Origin of the sequence: Litorilituus sediminis, from assembly GCF_004295665.1 — a bacterium.
GTDB lineage: Bacteria > Pseudomonadota > Gammaproteobacteria > Enterobacterales > Alteromonadaceae > Colwellia > Colwellia sediminis.
The window spans coordinates 3,060,453-3,076,520 of record NZ_CP034759.1 but is presented as its reverse complement, the minus strand read 5'-3'; the positions used below and the strand labels follow the sequence as shown (position 1 = coordinate 3,076,520).

At 40.1% G+C, this 16,068-nt stretch carries 16 protein-coding genes; 7 read left to right on the top strand and 9 right to left on the bottom strand.

Going from position 1 to position 16,068, the window contains the following annotated elements; all coding sequences use genetic code 11:
* Positions 1 to 33: 33 nt before the first annotated feature.
* Positions 34 to 1,011, bottom strand: a complete 978-nt coding sequence (locus EMK97_RS13650; protein ID WP_130603080.1) for a serine/threonine protein kinase — start codon at positions 1,009 to 1,011, stop codon at positions 34 to 36.
* Positions 1,011 to 2,462: a cytochrome c oxidase accessory protein CcoG gene (ccoG, locus tag EMK97_RS13645; RefSeq protein ID WP_130603078.1), complete on the bottom strand. Its 1,452-nt coding sequence runs from the start codon at positions 2,460 to 2,462 to the stop codon at positions 1,011 to 1,013. Before ccoG ends, EMK97_RS13650 begins: the two co-directional genes overlap by 1 nt.
* 138 nt (positions 2,463 to 2,600) lie before the next feature.
* Here ccoG and EMK97_RS13640 point away from each other — a divergent pair, with 138 nt between their 5' ends.
* The gene (locus EMK97_RS13640) at positions 2,601 to 2,957 is read left to right on the top strand and encodes a hypothetical protein (RefSeq protein ID WP_130603076.1); all 357 of its coding nucleotides are present in this window, start codon (positions 2,601 to 2,603) and stop codon (positions 2,955 to 2,957) included.
* 32 nt (positions 2,958 to 2,989) lie between these two features.
* Here EMK97_RS13640 and EMK97_RS13635 read toward each other — a convergent pair whose 3' ends face one another.
* Both EMK97_RS13635 and hutG read right to left on the bottom strand, forming a co-directional pair.
* Positions 2,990 to 4,378, bottom strand: a complete 1,389-nt coding sequence (locus EMK97_RS13635; RefSeq protein WP_130603074.1) for a formimidoylglutamate deiminase — start codon at positions 4,376 to 4,378, stop codon at positions 2,990 to 2,992.
* A 13-nt stretch (positions 4,379 to 4,391) separates the two neighbouring features.
* A complete protein-coding gene (hutG, locus tag EMK97_RS13630; RefSeq protein ID WP_130603072.1) occupies positions 4,392 to 5,183 on the bottom strand; it encodes an N-formylglutamate deformylase in 792 nt (263 codons plus the stop codon).
* 206 nt (positions 5,184 to 5,389) lie between these two features.
* Here hutG and EMK97_RS13625 point away from each other — a divergent pair, with 206 nt between their 5' ends.
* From EMK97_RS13625 to EMK97_RS13610, 4 genes are all read left to right on the top strand, one after another.
* Complete coding sequence (locus tag EMK97_RS13625) at positions 5,390 to 6,118, top strand: glutathione peroxidase (RefSeq protein WP_130603070.1); 729 nt, start codon at positions 5,390 to 5,392, stop codon at positions 6,116 to 6,118.
* A 92-nt stretch (positions 6,119 to 6,210) separates the two neighbouring features.
* Positions 6,211 to 6,447: a VF530 family protein gene (locus EMK97_RS13620; RefSeq protein ID WP_130603068.1), complete on the top strand. Its 237-nt coding sequence runs from the start codon at positions 6,211 to 6,213 to the stop codon at positions 6,445 to 6,447.
* A gap of 121 nt (positions 6,448 to 6,568) precedes the next feature.
* Positions 6,569 to 7,429, top strand: coding sequence for a formyltetrahydrofolate deformylase (gene purU, locus EMK97_RS13615; protein ID WP_130603066.1), 861 nt, complete (start codon positions 6,569 to 6,571; stop codon positions 7,427 to 7,429).
* 147 nt (positions 7,430 to 7,576) lie between these two features.
* Positions 7,577 to 8,107, top strand: a complete 531-nt coding sequence (locus EMK97_RS13610) for a VOC family protein (protein WP_130603064.1) — start codon at positions 7,577 to 7,579, stop codon at positions 8,105 to 8,107.
* An 86-nt stretch (positions 8,108 to 8,193) separates the two neighbouring features.
* On the opposite strand, the gene metE is transcribed toward EMK97_RS13610, so the two are convergent.
* Positions 8,194 to 10,476 carry a 5-methyltetrahydropteroyltriglutamate--homocysteine S-methyltransferase gene (metE, locus tag EMK97_RS13605; protein ID WP_130603062.1) on the bottom strand — a complete coding sequence of 761 codons (2,283 nt, stop codon included), beginning with the start codon at positions 10,474 to 10,476 and terminating at the stop codon, positions 8,194 to 8,196.
* 168 nt (positions 10,477 to 10,644) lie between these two features.
* On the opposite strand from metE, the gene EMK97_RS13600 reads away from it, so the two are divergent.
* Complete coding sequence (locus tag EMK97_RS13600; protein WP_130603060.1) at positions 10,645 to 11,535, top strand: LysR substrate-binding domain-containing protein; 891 nt, start codon at positions 10,645 to 10,647, stop codon at positions 11,533 to 11,535.
* A 46-nt stretch (positions 11,536 to 11,581) separates the two neighbouring features.
* Positions 11,582 to 12,001 carry a secondary thiamine-phosphate synthase enzyme YjbQ gene (locus tag EMK97_RS13595; protein ID WP_130603058.1) on the top strand — a complete coding sequence of 140 codons (420 nt, stop codon included), beginning with the start codon at positions 11,582 to 11,584 and terminating at the stop codon, positions 11,999 to 12,001.
* A gap of 343 nt (positions 12,002 to 12,344) precedes the next feature.
* Here the strand turns inward: EMK97_RS13595 and dnaB are convergent, their stop codons facing one another.
* The 4 genes from dnaB to EMK97_RS13575 form a co-directional block, all read right to left on the bottom strand.
* Positions 12,345 to 13,763, bottom strand: a complete 1,419-nt coding sequence (dnaB, locus tag EMK97_RS13590) for a replicative DNA helicase (protein WP_130603056.1) — start codon at positions 13,761 to 13,763, stop codon at positions 12,345 to 12,347.
* Positions 13,764 to 13,875: 112 nt separating this feature from the next.
* Positions 13,876 to 14,829, bottom strand: coding sequence for a DUF4097 family beta strand repeat-containing protein (locus tag EMK97_RS13585; protein ID WP_130603054.1), 954 nt, complete (start codon positions 14,827 to 14,829; stop codon positions 13,876 to 13,878).
* A gap of 55 nt (positions 14,830 to 14,884) precedes the next feature.
* Positions 14,885 to 15,424: a hypothetical protein gene (locus tag EMK97_RS13580; protein ID WP_246028791.1), complete on the bottom strand. Its 540-nt coding sequence runs from the start codon at positions 15,422 to 15,424 to the stop codon at positions 14,885 to 14,887.
* Entirely contained in the window at positions 15,417 to 16,031 is a 615-nt protein-coding gene (locus EMK97_RS13575) for an RNA polymerase sigma factor (RefSeq protein WP_211342245.1), read from the bottom strand. The genes EMK97_RS13580 and EMK97_RS13575 overlap by 8 nt, the downstream gene beginning before the upstream one ends.
* Positions 16,032 to 16,068: the final 37 nt, after the last annotated feature.

Below are 16,068 nucleotides of genomic sequence, written 5' to 3'. Positions count from 1 at the left end.
AAGTTACTTTCGATTTATTTTATAGGATACCATTTAAAAACTATTTAAACTAAGCGCTGGTTGTTGTAAAGCTGATACTTGCTCTTTCAACATCAGTATCTGCTGCTCCCAATATTTTTCGCTATTAAACCACGGGAAATTACGAGGAAAGGCAGGATCTTGCCAACGTTTACATAACCAAGCCATATAGTTAACAACGCGCATACTTCTAAGCGATTCTATCAATAGAAGTTCCTTTGATTCAAATGAATAAAATTCTTCATAAGCCATCAATAAAGTGTCTAACTGCATAAGCTGTTGCTGACGATCACCTGAAAGCATCATCCATAAGTCTTGAATGGCAGCCCCTGTGCGGCAGTCGTCTAAATCAACAAAATGCGGCCCTTCATCACGCCACAAAATATTACCAGCATGACAATCACCATGTAGACGAATTTGTTTGTTCACTTGATATTGCTGTGTTGCCAAGTCGATTACTTGTGACAAAACAGTAAAGAACGCCTCATGCAGGCTTTCAGGTACAAAACCAGAAGCAGCTATCGTTTGTTGTGCTTGTATCAGCATTTCATCGGTAGTAAACGATGGACGGTGTATAAATGACTTCTTCGACGCTACAGCATGAATACGACCAATAAATCGCCCCATCCATTCTAACTGATCTAAATTATCCACTTCAAAAATACGCCCGCCACGACAAGGAAATACCGAAAAGTGATAACCTTGATGCTCAAATAAGCTTTCACCATCACGTTTAAGCGGCGCTACTATTGGTAGTTCATGTTCTAGCAATTCAAAAGAAAAGTCATGCTCTTCTTGTATTTGCGCTAGCTGCCAACGTTGCGGTCGATAAAACTTGGTCACATACTTAACCAAGTTTTCATCGTGAAATTGATAGACGCGATTTTCGTAGCTGTTTAATGGTAATAAACCACTGTCGACACTAAAACCTTTACTTTCAAGGCCATCAATTATCACATCAGGTGATAATGAGGAAAAATCAAAACTTGCCATTAACGTTTATTAAAAAATCGGCTTTCTTGCTCGACTTTTACCTCTTCATCACCAGAAATTTGTTCAACGACAAAATGAATATCTGTCATATAACCTTTTAATTCATATGGGTCAACCGAAATACTAATAGGTAAAGTATAAACAGTTGCCGCTTCTACCATCACTTCTTGCTTACCATGCCACTGGGTATTTTCAATCCCCTTAACTGACAGTCGATAAGTATTATCTGTTTGTGACATATTAAGTATTTTTAAGGTGTAAACATTTTCAATTTCACCATTAAAGTTTTCTTTAGCAAGCTCAGTTCTGTCACGAATAATATCTAAAGTTAAAGGCACACGATTAACTACCTCTAACACAACCATGGTACACATAATCAAAAGCACCACAGCATAACCAATCAGTTTAGAACGAACTAAGTGAACTTTTTTACCGGCTAATTCATGTTCAGTGGTATAACGGATAAGCCCTTGAGGGTAATTCATTTTCTCCATTACGCCAGAGCAGGCATCAACACAAGAGCCACAGTTTATACATTCATATTGCAGGCCATTACGAATATCAATACCGGTAGGGCACACTTCAACGCACAAGTTACAATCGATACAATCACCTAAGCCCATGGCTTTATGATCTTGCTTACGTCCACGAGCACCGCGACTTTCACCACGCTCTTTATCATAAGCTACCGTTAACGTGTCTTTATCAAACATGGCTGATTGAAAACGCGCATAAGGGCACATGTGCATACATACGGTTTCACGCATCCAACCTGCATTACCATAAGTAGCAAAGGTAAAAAACGCCAGAATTGCCGCCATGGTAGCACTAGTATTAAAAGTAAAGACATTAACAAACAGCTCTTGCATTGGCGCAAAATAACCAGCAAAAGTCATTGCGGTAAATAATGAAAAAATAAGCCAAGCACTGTGTTTTAAAAATTTGCGGATAAACTTATTGGCACTCATGGGCTGTTTATCCAGTTTACGTCTTTGGTTAGCCGTACCTTCTATACGCTCTTCAAACCAAATAAAGATAAACGTCCATACGGTTTGCGGGCACATATAGCCGCACCAAACTCGCCCCATAAAGGTGGTAACAAAAAACAATAAAAAGGCGCTTAAAATAAATATCCACGCAAGTAAGGTAAGATCTTGCGGCCATAACGTCAGGCTCCACAAGGTAAAGCGCTGCTCAGCAATATCAAATAACACCGCTTGATGACCATTAAATTGTAGCCAAGGAAGCACTAAAAATATGGCAAAATAAACCATATTCATACGCTGTCTTAGACGCTGAAAAAAGCCTTGATTTCTACGCACATAAATTTGATCGCCCGGCTTATATCTTTCTCTATCTTTTTTCCTATCGCCATGAATTTTGACATTTTTGATAGGTATACGCTGCGATGAATCTTTAGATGAAGGTGCTGGTTTGTCGTCTGCTCTCACGATAAATCCTTGTTAAGCGAAAATTTATTAGCCAGGAAAATCTATAACAGTAATCGCCTAATATTGATGAATAATTTATTATGTTATAGTGGCTAATTAATATAACATAATAACCTAGTTAACATAATACGGCATATCATGAAGAATTTATTGATCTTAATCGTAGCTGCTGCAGTCTACTTGCATTTTTACCCGCAACCGGAAGTAACTAAGTTTTATAATGAGCAAGTAGAAGCAATAAAGGAGTTCTTTTCAGAGCACACCTCAACAAAAGTGCGCTTAAAAGCCGATAAAATCTATACGGATTTAGAGCCAAAGTTTAATCAGTTCTCGCTTAAAGAAATAGAGCGTTTAAAGGAAATTACCTCTTCTCGAACTCAAGTCAAAGTGTTCTACTTTGACATTTGTGAAACTAGCAAACGTGATCCGTCGTTCCATCCAAACAACGAAGACCTGGTTTGCCAAGCTATAAGCAAATACCGCCAATACTTTTAGCGCTCATCGAACATGAGCGCGAGCAAATAGCGTTATGACTTTTCTGTCAACCTAGCCAATAAGGCAGCAAAGTCTGATTCACTTTGCTGCTGACAGTGATGGTGTTGCCCTTTAATAACCCATTCACCATTTACCATCACATCTTGAATTGGATTTTGCTGACTAGCAAAAATAACACTATCTAATAAGTGCTGATTATCATTAGCAAATAACGACATTTTACTGTTATCAAGTACTAATAAGTCTGCCTGCTTACCAACTGCTAACTCACCAAGGTTACTGCTGGTACTTTGTGCGCCACCTAATGCAGCCCGTTGCCATAAATTTTGACCGACAGAAGCTTGCTCACTGGTAGCCAAAATTGCGCGCTGTTGCTTAATTAATCTTTGCGCATATTCTAACCAACGTAATTCTTCAATGGGGTTTACCGAGATATGGCTGTCAGAGCCGATAGCAAAGGTACCTTGCTTAGCGAGAAACTCTGTCGTTGGAAAAATACCATCACCTAAGTTGGCTTCAGTTGTTGGACAAATACCAGCAATGGCTTCACTAGCAATAATACCTTCCACTTCTTCATCATCAATATGAGTCGCGTGAATTAAGCACCAGTGCTTATCTAACTCAGCATTATCAAGTAACCACTGCACAGGTCTTTTTCCATAATGCGCTAGGCAATCATCAACTTCTTTTTGCTGCTCGCTAATGTGAATATGAATGGGTGCCTTTTCATCTAAAGAACGAACGTGCGCAACCGCAGCATTTAAAGAATATTTATCTACGGCTCTTAACGAATGTGGGGCAATACCAACATTGGTATTGGTAAACTCAGTACTTAACTCAAAACAGTCTGTTACTAATTGATTAAACTGTTCCAGCGAGTTAATAAAGCGCTTTTGTCCATCAACAGGAGGCTGTTCGCCAAAGCCACTGTATTGATATAATACTGGCAATAATGTTAAACCAATACCAGACTCATGCGCGGCATCAAAGATAGCTTTTGCCATAGTCGCCAAGCCTTGATTAGTTTGCTCTTTGGCATAAGTGCTACCATCAATATCATGGTGTAAATAATGAAATTCAGCCACACGTGTGTAGCCCATTTTTAACATTTCAATGTAAAGCTGCTTAGCAATTGTTTTAGCATCATGCGAAGAAAGCTGCGCTAAAAATTGGTACATTACTTTGCGCCATGTCCAGAAACTATCTTGCCCCTCACTGCCTTGTTCACTAAAGCCAGCAAAAGCGCGTTGAAAAGCATGAGAGTGACAATTAACCATGCCGGGAATTACTACACCACTAGCAACAACGGCATCAGCTAATTTACCTGCTTCAATCGCTGTGATAAGGCCGTTTTCAATAATTAAGGTTTTATCTTCAGCCCAGCCATCAGCCAAAAGAATATTTTGTACGTATAACTTCATTTTATCTACCTTATTACGATTTAGCGTTAGCAAAGTCAGCCAAGCAAGTAACAAACTGCTGCAATTTCACCTTCACTTGCTCAGCTTTTTGCTGATTATATTGATCACTAGGCTCATCCATATAAGTATATTGAGAAAGTTCTAGCTGAATGGCATGGATACCCTGTTCTGGTTGCCCATAAGCTCTGGTAATATAGCCCCCTTTAAAGCGACCATTAACCACTGAGCTATAAGGAGACAAATCAAGTGCTGACACCTTATCAATGAGTGCCTGACTACAACTTTGTCCATCGGCATTACCAAAGTTGAAATCTGGTAATTTACCAGCAAAAAAGCGCGGCACATGCGACAAAATAGAATGTGCATCGAGCAAAACAACCCGTTCATATTGCTGACGCATATCAGCCAAGGTATCAGCTATAGCCTGATGATATGGTTGCCAATAATTCTTAATTCGGCGCTGAATTTCAGCTTCATTCGGTGATTTTCCATCTAAATATAACGGACTTAAATCGAATGCTGTCGTAGGACACAACTCGGTGCTATTCGCTCCTGGATATAAATTCACACCCGATATATCTCTATTTAAGTCAATCACATAACGGCTATATTTAGGTATTATGGTGGCAATTCCCATTGCTTGAGCAAAGTCATATAGTTTATCCATATACCAGTCAGTATCAGGAACTAATTTGGCTTTTTCTGTCATCGTACTGGCAATATCATCCGGTATTAATTGCCCGTTATGCGGCATACTTATTAGCATACCTATTTGCCCTTGGGTTAACTGATAACTTATATTCATTGCCCTCACCTAATTGTATATACAACTTTAATGTTAATTTATCACGTGCAGATTAGTTATCGCAAGCCAATTGTAAAATTAACTAAAAAGCACAGTTTAAATCGAATAAAGCGATTAAACTAAGCAATTTAATTCACTTTATTATAGTGAAATACTCAGCCATACTTAGTCCATATTAAGTTTATACGTTTTAACAGGAGTTTCTTATGTTTACAGATAAAACTGGCGAAAAGGTTCCTTCAGTTACCTTCCCTATTCGAGCTAACGATAACTGGATAAAGCGCGATAGTGATGAGATTTTCGCAAACAAAACCGTTGTCGTCTTTTCTTTACCGGGTGCCTTTACACCAACATGCTCTTCAAGCCATTTACCACGTTACAATGAATTAGCGCAAAAGTTTTTCGATAATGGCGTCGATGAAATTTGCTGTATTTCAGTAAATGATACCTTTGTTATGAATGCGTGGGCAAAAGATCAGGATGTAGAACACATTAGTTTAATTCCTGATGGCAATGGTGAATTTACTAAAGGTATGGACTTATTAGTAGATAAAAAAGCACTTGGTTTTGGTCAGCGTAGTTGGCGTTACGCTATGCTAGTTAAAAATGGCGTTATCGAAAAAATGTTCATTGAGCCAGACCTACCGGGCGACCCATTTGAAGTATCTGATGCTGATACCATGCTGAATTACATCAACCCTGAAGCTACGCAAAAGAGTGAAATCACTATGTTCAGCAAACCTGGCTGTAGCCATTGTACAAAAGCAAAAGCTTTACTAGCAGAGCAAGGGCTAACGTTTGAAGAAATTGTTGTTGGTAAAGACATTAGCATCTCAGGTATGCGCGCGGTAACTAAGGCAGATACTACCCCACAAATATACATCGACGGTGTTCATATTGGTGGTAATGACGAGCTAACTAAGCATTTGGCTTAAACTTATTTAGTGACCCTAGCGCAAACTAGGGTCACTAAATTTATTTTCAAGTATGTTAAAATACGCTTTTGCTTACTCTAAAAACATAACTTATGGATAACCAACCCTATAACCCTCTGCATGGTATTACCCTTAAAACTATCGTGACCGAGCTAGAAGCTTACTTTGGCTTTGACGCCTTAGGTAAAGAGATAAACATTCGCTGCTTTACCCATGATCCCAGCATCAACTCCAGTTTAAAATTTTTACGTAAAACTCCTTGGGCGCGTGAAAAAGTTGAAAAACTGTATATTAAAAACAAACATCGCATTGCGCAAAGCAAACAGTAATAACGGCAATAGCATTCGATATAACCGATTGGTCAGATATATAGCCAGACAAGCTATTAAATAAATGGCAATTGCTTTGAAAATACACAAAGATAATATTATTTTTCAGTAACTTTATCTTATGAAATCGTCAACTCAATATATTTTAACTTGGCAATGTCCTGATAGTTCCGGTGTACTTGCCAAAGTATCTCAGTGCCTTTTTCAGCACGGCGCCTTTATCACTGAAACATCTCAATACAGTGATCCTTACAGTGAAACCTTCTTTTCGCGCATCGCCTTTGACGATAGAGATTTTTCCGGCACTATCGCCGCTTTTTCCGATGCCTTAGATACTTTAGCGCAGCAATTGTCTATGCAGTATCAACTACGTAAAAAAAATGAAGTACCTAATATCGTCATCGCGGTATCAAAAGAAGATCACTGCTTAGTCTCGCTGTTAACTAAGTGGAAATCAGGTGCGCTGCCGGTAAATATTGTTGCCATTGTTTCTAATCATCAAGATTGCCAAGCCTTAGCCAACTGGCATCAAGTGCCTTTTTATCATTTGCCCATCACAGCAGAATCCAAAGCGCAACAAGAAGCCAAAATGTTAGCCGTATTAAATGACTGCAAAGCTGATTTACTTGTTCTTGCTCGCTATATGCAAATTCTCTCGGATGATATGTGTCAAAAGCTGCAAGGCAAAGCGATTAATATCCATCATTCCTTTTTACCTAGTTTTAAAGGGGCTAAGCCTTATCATCAAGCACATGCTCGCGGAGTTAAAGTTATCGGCGCGACGGCACATTATGTCACTAGCGATCTCGATGAAGGACCCATCATAGTACAAGAAGTTAAAGCCATTAATCATAGCTACACCATAGAGCAAATGGTTCATATGGGGCATGACATCGAAGCAACGGCACTAAGTCACGCGGTACGTTTTCATGCCGAACAACGGGTATGCTTAAATGGCGCAAAAACAGTCATACTCGCTTAAGCTGTAACGACTGCTTTACAGCCGTCAAGCCATGCTGACGTATGAGCAGATAACAAAATGGTCGCAAAATTAGTCTCCAATATTATTTTATGAGTAGAATAAACTGATAAATGCACTGAAAACGATTTAAAAAAAGAAGCTCTGCATATGATTAATATTGAAAAAATCCATCATGTCGCTTACCGCTGTAAAGACGCCAAAGAAACCACACAGTGGTACAAAGATAAACTGAATATGGACTTGGTTTTAGCTATTGCTGAAGATGAAGTACCGTCAACAAAAGCGCCCGATCCATACATGCATATCTTTTTAGATGCGGGCGATGAAAACGTGCTGGCCTTCTTCGAGTTACCTAACTCTCCAGATATGGGCCGAGATGAAAATACACCAGCCTGGGTGCAGCACATTGCCATGCGTGTCGCGAGTGTTGACGCGCTAATTGCTGCAAAAGCAGAGTTAGAAAGTAAAGGCGTAGATGTTTTAGGGCCAACCAATCACGGGGTATTTAAATCAATCTACTTCTTTGACCCTAACGGTCATCGCTTAGAGCTTGCCGCCAACACAGGTACCCCAGAGCAATATAAAGAGCTTAATAGTGTCGCCCAAGACATGATAGAGGAGTGGTCTCAAACCAAACGTGCTCCTCGTCACGCTGCTTGGTTACACGAGCAAGACTAACCCAGCTCAACACTAAAAAAGGCACCTAGGTGCCTTTGCTGTTTTCCTAGCCCCAGGTAGCCTCAGGCTTACTAGTTCTCACACGTTTACGCGCTATAGCGAGCCCTTAGTTGTTTAACCGCGGTCACCATATTATCTAAAGCTAATTTAGTTTCCTGCCAGCTACGGGTTTTTAAACCACAATCAGGGTTTACCCATAAACGTTCAACAGGCACATATTGTTGTGCTTTTTCAATTAATGCCACCATCCAATCCACTTCTGGCACATTTGGCGAGTGAATATCATAAACCCCTGGCCCTAAATCATTAGGATAAGCTTGCTCTTCAAAGGCATCAAGCAAAGCCATATTAGAGCGTGAGGTTTCCACCGTTAACACATCGGCATCAAGGGCAATAATCGCTGGTAAAATATCATTAAATTCTGAATAACACATATGGCTATGAATTTGCGTATGCGAAGGTGCTTTGGCAGCCGACAAGCAAAATGAGGCTGTCGCCCAAGTTAAGTACTGCTGCCACTGACTTTGTTTTACTGGCATACCTTCACGAATCGCTGGCTCATCAATTTGAATGATCTGAGTACCATTAGCGACCAAATCTTCCACTTCATCGCTAATTGCTAGCGCAATCTGCTTTGCTACTTGCTCACGCGGAATATCATCTCGAACAAACGACCAAGACAAAATAGTTATTGGTCCTGTCAACATGGCCTTTACTGGCTTATCCGTCAGTGACTGTGCATAGTTAATCCACTCTAACGTCATCGCCTGTTTACGACTAACATCAGCAAAAATAATCGGCGGTTTTACACAACGAGAGCCATAGCTTTGCACCCAAGCAAATTGAGTAAAAGCAACCCCTTCAAGTAATTCGCCAAAGTATTCCACCATATCATTACGCTCAGCTTCACCATGCACGAGCACATCTAAACCAATCTGTTCTTGCTTTTCAATTGCTTGACGAATTTCTTGCTGAATTAACGTTTGATATTCATCCAAACTCAACTCATTTCTACGCCACTTTGCTCTGACTTGACGGATATCGCCGGTTTGCGGGAACGAGCCTATTGTCGTTGTCGGTAGCAAAGGTAACTTCAACGCTTGTTGCTGAAGGCGTTTACGCTGTTCAAAGCTATCTTTACGGCTAAAATCTGCTGCTGTTAAGGCACTAACACGCTTTAATACTTCTGGGTTATTAATGCGCTTAGAGTTCGCACGAGCAACTGCAGGGCTTGAATAAAGCGCAATCTCATCAGTATTTTCATCCACTAAAGCTTGCTTTAATAACTGTAGCTCCCGACATTTTTGTTTAGCAAAGGCAAGCCATGACTTAAATTCAGCGTCTAGTTTGCTTTCCTGCTGAAGATCGACCGGCGAGTGTAATAACGAGCATGATGGCGCTAACCATAACCGCTCACCTATGGCTTGATAAATAGGTAGCAAGGTTTCATAGATTGACACTAAGTCAGCCTTCCAAATATTGCGACCATTGATAACACCCAACGAGATAACCCAGTGGCTTGGTAGCTGAGCAATAACAGCGCTAATATCGATTTTTTCAGCAACCGTATCTAAGTGAATACCATCAAAATCTAGCACTTTAACAAGCGAGATATGATGTTCTATTGAAGCAAAGTAACTCGTTAATAGTAATTTTAGCCCACCTTTATTCAGCTGTTGATAAGCCAAGGTAAAAGCATTTTGCCACTGCTTATCTAACTCTAAGCCCAGTACAGGCTCATCTAGTTGCAGCCATTCAACATTCGCTTGGCTTAAACTATCTAGCACCTGCTGATATCGCGCTAGCAAATCCGGTAGCAAGGCTAGCTTATCTTCTTTATCCACAGTGCTTAAATATAAATAGCTAATTGGCCCCAATAGCACGACTTTTCGCTTATCAGCAACCGCTTTCGCTTCTTCTAAATGTGCCAATAATTGCTCTGTGTTGACCGCCATATCGTTAGTCAGTACCGCAGTACTTAATTCCGGAACAATATAATGATAATTAGTGTTAAACCATTTGGTCATATCACTGGCGGCACATTGGCAACCACTGGGTGCTTGACCACGACCGACACGAAACTCAAGATCTAAGCGATTGTTAACAGCATGCTTATGTTTAGTAAAGCGCTCAGGTAACAAACCTAATAGCAGGCTAGTGTTAAGCACATGATCATAATGGGCGAAATCACCAACGGGCAGCCAGTCAATGCCAGCATCAGCCTGCAATTGCCAATTGCTTCGACGCAATTGCTGACAGCTTTGTAAAAAATCGGCTTGAGAAATATCTCCGCGCCAGTATTGCTCTAAAGAAAACTTTAATTCGCGCTTAGCACCTATGCGCGGAAAACCTAAATTATGAATTTGCATGTTTTGCTCCAAATCTATTATCACTATCGCCAGCAACTTGTTGGTCAAGCTGACTATTAATCACCAAAAAAACAAATAGACGTCTAGATGTTTATACGGTTATACTCTAAAAAACCACTGATTTTGGCAAGCGCAAAGAATTCAACAAGGACTTGAAAAAAATTCATTATGTTTGAACTTAAACATTTAAAAACGCTGACAGCATTAAAAGAAACGGGCAATATCAAGAAAGCGGCAGCTAAGCTTTTTACCAGCCAATCTGCCTTGTCACATCAAATCAAAGATCTTGAACAACGTCTTGGCGAGCCTTTGTTTATCCGTAATACCTCGCCGGTAGAGTTTAGTCACGCAGGCCAAGTGCTACTTGATTTAGCCAAAGAGATATTTCCAGCGATTACAAATGCAGAGCAAGTACTTAAAGCACCAACTAAACAAGCGCAAAACCTTAAGCTTGCCATAGCCTGTCACGCTTGCTTTCAATGGTTGCTGCCCATTAGCCAGCAATTTTCTCAGCAACACCCTGCGCTTGCGATTGAATTTCTCGACGATGACTTTCAGCAACAAGCACTGTCAGCAGATATTTTATTTACCGATTATCAGCAACAGGAAGATAACTATCTATATCAAGAGATTGGTCAATTTGAAGTGATTGCCGTATCGGCATTAAATGATTCAGCCCTAGGCAGTAAATATGATTATGTTGAAGCAGAGCAGTTTAAATCCGTCACCTTGCTTACCTATCCTTTGCCAAATAAACAACTAGATATCTTTCAACTATTTTTAACGCCAAAAGGCATTACTCCTGCCAAAATAAAACAAGTTAATAACAGCCATGTTATGTTGCAAATGGCGGCGGCAGGTATGGGCGTTGCCACCTTGCCCGATTGGCTCGTCAGTAGCTTAAGCCAACAAGCGTTACTGACAAGGAAACGCTTAGGCGAAGCTGGCCTATACAAAAAGCTCTACGCCAAATATCAGGCAAACAACCGACAACGCGACATCATTGAACAGCTTATTCCACAAGTAATAGCCGCCTTTAAGCAATTGTATGTCGTTTAACTAAGTGATAGCGTTAGCGAGTTAGCAACCAGGAAGAGAAAGATTCATGTGGCAGCAAAAAGAAATACAAATTAAAGCCAAAAAGCGAGGTTTTCACCTTATTGATAATGAGCTTATGTCGCAATTACCACAAATTCACCAGCTCAAATGTGGCATATTGCACCTGTTTATAAAACACAGCTCGGCTTCGCTAACTATTAATGAAAATGCCGACCCAACAGTGCGTTCAGATATGGAGGCGCACTTTAATCACTTTGTCCCAGAAGATGCTCGCTATTATCAACACACTTATGAAGGCAGTGATGATATGCCAGCGCATATTAAAGCCAGCACCTTAGGTAGCAGTGTCACTATTCCTATTAGTAACGGTCAACTAAATTTAGGCATTTGGCAAGGTATTTACTTAGGTGAGCATAGAAACCACGCATCCAGTCGCACTATAGTGGTCACCATCAATGGTGAATAAATAAAAAAGCACGTTTGCCAAACAAACGTGCTTTATCATTCAATCTTAATTAATTTTAGAAGAATTAATACTAGGGCGTGTTGACCTTTGTTTAATAATTCAGCTGAGAGATAAAATCCCTTTAATCAAGGCAAAAGTTGCGTAGTTTAGCTAGCTAAATCAGCCGCTTTTAACGCAGAATAAAGGGATTTTAGCCTCAGCCCGAAGGGCAATGGCTATTTTTAACACTAGCGGCATTAGTATTCGCTTATTTGGAACAACCAAACCGCGCTCATACTGCTTTGCTATTGATAAAAATAACTCATTGCTGAAAATATCAACAAAGATCAACACGCCCTAATCACTAATCTTCTTCTAATACATGCGGACCAGCATAATTATCAAAGCGAGAGAATTGACCTTGGAAGGTTAATGGTACGCGACCAATAGGCCCGTTACGTTGTTTACCAATAATAATCTCCGCCATGCCTTTAAATTCACTGTCATCGTGATAAACCTCATCACGATAAATAAACATAATTAAGTCAGCATCTTGCTCGATTGAACCCGATTCACGTAAATCTGAGTTTACTGGACGCTTATCGGCACGTTGCTCCAAACTACGGTTTAACTGAGAAAGCGCAACTACAGGCACTTGCAGCTCTTTTGCTAAGGCTTTAAGTGAACGTGAAATTTCAGCAATCTCTAAGGTACGGTTATCAGAAAACTGCGGCGCACGCATTAACTGAAGGTAATCAATCATGATCATGGAAATGCCGTCATTATCCCGATGAACACGTCTTGCTCTCGAGCGCACTTCCGTTGGGGTTAGGCCTGCAGCATCATCAATAAACATTTTACCGTTTTCAATTAACAGCCCCATGGTTGATGATAGTCTTGCCCAATCTTCATCATTTAATTGCCCGGTACGAATTTTAGTTTGGTCAATGCGACCAAGCGATGCCAGCATCCTCATCATAATTTGATCTGAAGGCATCTCTAAACTAAAAATAAGCGCTGGTTTACCTGCAGTCATAGCGGCATGTTCAGCTAAGTTCATGGCAAAGGTTGTTTTACCCATAGAAGGACGAGCGGCAACAATAATTAAATCTGAAGGCTGTAAACCTGCGGTCATTTTATCTAAATCGGTAAAACCAGTAGAAACCCCAGTAACACCACCTGATGGCGTAGTACACAGTTTTTCAATTCTATCTACGGTTTTTTCTAATACCGAATGAATGCTTTCAGGGCCTTCTGATTTATTGGCACGCTTTTCTGCAATGGCAAAAACCTTAGTTTCTGCTAAATCGAGTAAATCAGCACTACTGCGCCCTTGGGTATCGTAACCAGCTTCGGCAATTTCATTGGCAACGCTGATCATCTCGCGAGTGACCGCACGTTCACGAACAATATCAGCATAAGCAGTAATATTGGCGGCACTTGGCGTGTTTTTCATCATCTCAGCGAGATAAACAAAACCACCGGCATCTTCAAGTTTTTGATCGTTTTCTAATGCTTCAGATAAGGTAATTAAATCAACGGGTTCGCCCAGCTCAATTAAGGCACCAATCGTTTCAAAAATTAGTCGATGTGAGCGACTGTAAAAATCTTCAGCAACGGTTTTTTCAGCAACGCGATCCCAGGTTTCATTATCAAGTAATAAACCACCTAATACGGATTGCTCAGCTTCAAGCGAATGAGGAGGGACTTTTAATTCGTCTATTTGTTTATCTTTAATAAACTGTTTTTCTTTGGCAAATTTACCTGGCTTTTTATCTGCCATTTACAGAGCCCTTACTATGCAATGATACAATCAAAAAAGGGCTTTACTTTAGCATCTTTTCGACATGGAGAATATGAAAAAGATGCTAAAGATTTATGCGGATATATATGAATTACTTAGCTAGCACTTTAATTCTGCCACTGACACTGTTTGCACTTACGGTGGCATTACCATCACCAACCTGGAAAGACAACTTAGCTCCGGGGCCGTACTTAGGGCGCTCAGCTTTGTCATTGGTAAGTTTATTGACAATATCACCGCCAACATTTGACACTAATCTAAAGCTTGCATCTATATTATTTTGAAACTCAAAGACTAGCTCACCACTAACACTTGACGACTTGATCAGGCCTTTATCAGCCAAACTTAATTTAGTTTCGATATCACCGCTAACGGTTGATGCTCTTAGTTCAATCACTTCTGCTAAATTAAGCTCAACATCACCTGAAACATTATTGACATAAACCTCTGGTGCTTTCGAGGTTAACTCAACTTCACCACTAACAGATTGTAGCTGCAAACGGCCATTAGAGTTTTGATCTTTAATATCACCACTAATGGCAGATAAGGAAATTTTGCCATTTAAATCTAGGCTAGTAATATCACCACTGATACTGCTTAACTCAATATTGCCTGTAATATCAGTAGCTTCAATATTACCACTAACCGTTTTCGCTTCAACGCCACCATGTAAATTACTGACATTAATATCACTTGATATACCCGATAAAGTAACACGCAATTCTTTAGGTGCATGAATAATTAGCTCAGAGCCAGAGGAAGACCAACGCTCTACATTGGGATATTCAACTTCAATAAAGATTTGTGCACCTCGACGCTCAAAAATTAAGCCTTCCGCTTTATCATCTAAGGTTCCTTCAAGGCTGACATTATCTTTATTCCAACCAACAACCTTAATTAAGCCGCTATGGTTATCAACACTAATATTGGTAACATCGTCTGCTGATAAGCTTTGTGATATTTTTTCACTCGCGAGTGATACTGAGCTTGCTAACAAACAAGAAAGCACTAATACTGGCGAAAATAATTTGCTAAATGTGTTCATAAAAACCTCTTTTTTGAGATACAAACAATCACGAGATCATTTGTAGATAAATCTGTTAAATATTTTGTAATTGTGGACGATATAACTGCTGAATTAACTTCAGCTCTTGCTGCTGAGTAAAGTCTAATAAGTTCAGCAAATCCATATTGTTAGCATCATTCTCTAACGCTTTAGTAATTGATTTTCTCGCTGCTGCTAACTTCTCTAGTTGCACTTGCATTTCTGCCGGTAACTGCGACATATCTGGCTGACCAAAACTCACCAACATGGCTTGCTTTTGTTGCAAAAAGTTATCTTGCATCAGTGTAACTAAGGCAACTTGTGCTTGCTCTGATTGCCCAGAGCTTGCCCCGCCTTGCTGTACCAATTGTTGCTCTGCTTCATTAGGCGCTATGGTCAACCAAGTAACTAATACAGCAGCAAGCAAGGATGCCGCCCACACACTCGGTACAAATACGTTACCTTGTTTTGTTATTTGTTTTTTACCTTGAGTCGCCTTTTCTATGCCCGCCCATAAGTCTCGCTCTGGCGTAATTTCTTTTGGTAATTTATCAATCTGCTGTTGCAGCTCTTTATCGGTAATTTCGTTAACCATGGCAATTTTCCTCAGTTTGTGCTTCTGTTAGCCATTGTTTTAATAATGTTTTTGCTCTGTGGTATTGAGATTTACTCGAACCAACCGCCATTTTCAGCATGCTAGCTATTTCCTCATGGCGATAACCTTCGACAGCAAACAACACAAAAACCAATCTCGCTCTTTCAGGTAAGCGAGCTATATGTTTATCTAGCTCAGCTAATTCTGAATCATCTGATAAAGCAACACTCTGCTCGGTAACATTATCTTGCTGATCTTCAATACTAAAAATACGCTGCAACCAGGTTTTATGTTTACGTAAGTGCCCCAAGACCACATTGGTCGCGACACTGTGCAGCCAAGTACTAAATTTACTCTCGCCACGGAAGTTATTAATTTTTTGCCATAACACCACAAACACTTCTTGGCATACATCTTCCGCGCTACTTTTATCTGCAAGCATACGCCAGCACAGTGCATAAATTTGCTTATGGTATTTTTCATACAACTGATGAAAAGCAGTTTGCGAACCATGCTTGGCTTGTATTATCCACTCATGTTCTTGCCAGTTCTGCTCAGGGTTTGCAACAAAACGCTGCTGAGCATCAATCACCTTATTCGTGTCCAAATGATGTTCTCTTATCGTTATTTGTAAATCACTAACA